Annotated in this window: 2 protein-coding genes and 1 pseudogene; 2 read left to right on the top strand and 1 reads right to left on the bottom strand. The window is 63.8% G+C overall.

Annotation, left to right across the window (positions count from 1 at the left end):
• Window positions 1-236, top strand: a pseudogene (locus H483_RS39560) (hypothetical protein); the annotation flags it as partial.
• 158 nt (window positions 237-394) lie between these two features.
• Window positions 395-697, top strand: a complete 303-nt coding sequence (locus H483_RS38655; RefSeq protein ID WP_238556266.1) for a LuxR C-terminal-related transcriptional regulator — start codon at window positions 395-397, stop codon at window positions 695-697.
• Window positions 698-786: 89 nt separating this feature from the next.
• Here the strand turns inward: H483_RS38655 and H483_RS27430 are convergent, their stop codons facing one another.
• Complete coding sequence (locus H483_RS27430) at window positions 787-1,182, bottom strand: GntR family transcriptional regulator (protein ID WP_017836503.1); 396 nt, start codon at window positions 1,180-1,182, stop codon at window positions 787-789.
• Window positions 1,183-1,284: the final 102 nt, after the last annotated feature.

Below are 1,284 nucleotides of genomic sequence, written 5' to 3'. Positions count from 1 at the left end.
GGGTTGAAGTCGTCCTTCTCGACGATCACGGTCTCGACGCCGCCACCGACGAGGCGGTCCGTCAACGCATTCTCGATGCAGTGACTGACACCCTTGTCGAAGTGGAGACGGGAACGCTGACCATCCGGCTACTTCCTCCAAACCGTCCCGTGCTGGCAACCATCGTTCACAGCGCACCCGAGGGCATACATCGCATCGAGTACGACCATGACGGACACCCTACCGGCGAGTACTGAGCGACCGCCCGACCCCAAGTTTTAGGGGATGGCCCGCCATGGCGGTAGTCAATAAGCTCGACCTTTATAACAGCTGTTCGAGCGCCTGTTCCATAAGGGGTAGAGGGTTCCCGCAGGCCCGACACTAGTACGTCTAACCAAACCTCGCGGAGGACTACGTGACCACCATCCATGTTGTCGAACTCGTGCGTGAACCTGCAACCGAGCGATCCTCACTCCCAAGCAGGCGTCCCGTACTGAGCGATCGAGAGGTCGAAGTCCTCACCGCCTGGCTGGTTTCAGACAGCAAGCGGGAGGTCACCAAGCGCCTATATCTAGCTGAATCGACTGTCAGCACCTACATCCAGCGAGTTCGGGCCAAGTATCAGGCCGCCGGACGACCCGCGAGAACCAAAGTGCGGTTGCTCGTGCACGCTGTGGAAGACGGCTACATCAAACTGGACGACCTTCTAGCTCCGTGAGCGCCGTCATCGTCGCGGGTGGCGATTCTGCATGCGACTGCTTGGTCGGTGCCTGCAGAATCGCGACCGATCCACCCAAGCGAGACTGCTCAGTCTACGTGGCTATATGCCACGCGGACCGCGGTGATCGCCTCGTTCAACGTGAAACCAGAGCCGACGGCCCGTTCGGCGAACTCCTCGGCGGCGCGGGTCAGAACCGCGCTCGTCCGATCGGGAGCCGTGACGAACGTTCCTGAGCGGCCGCGGCCCTCGAGCATTCCCGCCTCCTCGAGTTCGCTGTAGACCTTGGCTGCCGTCCTTGCCGCGATCCCGACCTCCGTCGCCATGGTGCGGATCGCCGGCATGCGGGTCCCGGGGGTCAGCGTTCCCCGGCGGATGGCCTCGACGATTTGCCCCTTGAGTTGGCGAAACGGGGGCTCGGGCGAGTATGGGTCCAGTGCCAGAATGATCCCGTCAACCTGCGAGCCGACCCCCGCTTCGCTCATGATCAGACCCAGACCTGGTCGATGTCGGTCACCTCGCGCGGCGGCGCGGCCGGGACCGGGGCGGCAGGGGTGCGCGAGAATCGCGGCGCGGGCGCCGGGCCC

It is taken from the genome of Dietzia sp. UCD-THP (genome assembly GCF_000349585.1).
Taxonomy (GTDB): domain Bacteria; phylum Actinomycetota; class Actinomycetes; order Mycobacteriales; family Mycobacteriaceae; genus Dietzia; species Dietzia natronolimnaea_A.
This window is presented reverse-complemented; position numbering and strand designations above follow the sequence as displayed.

Coding starts and splice junctions, on each gene's coding strand:
- H483_RS27430 (WP_017836503.1), bottom strand. CDS start 1,182: ATGAGCGAAGCGGGGGTCGGCTCGCAGGTTGACGGGATCATTCTGGCA.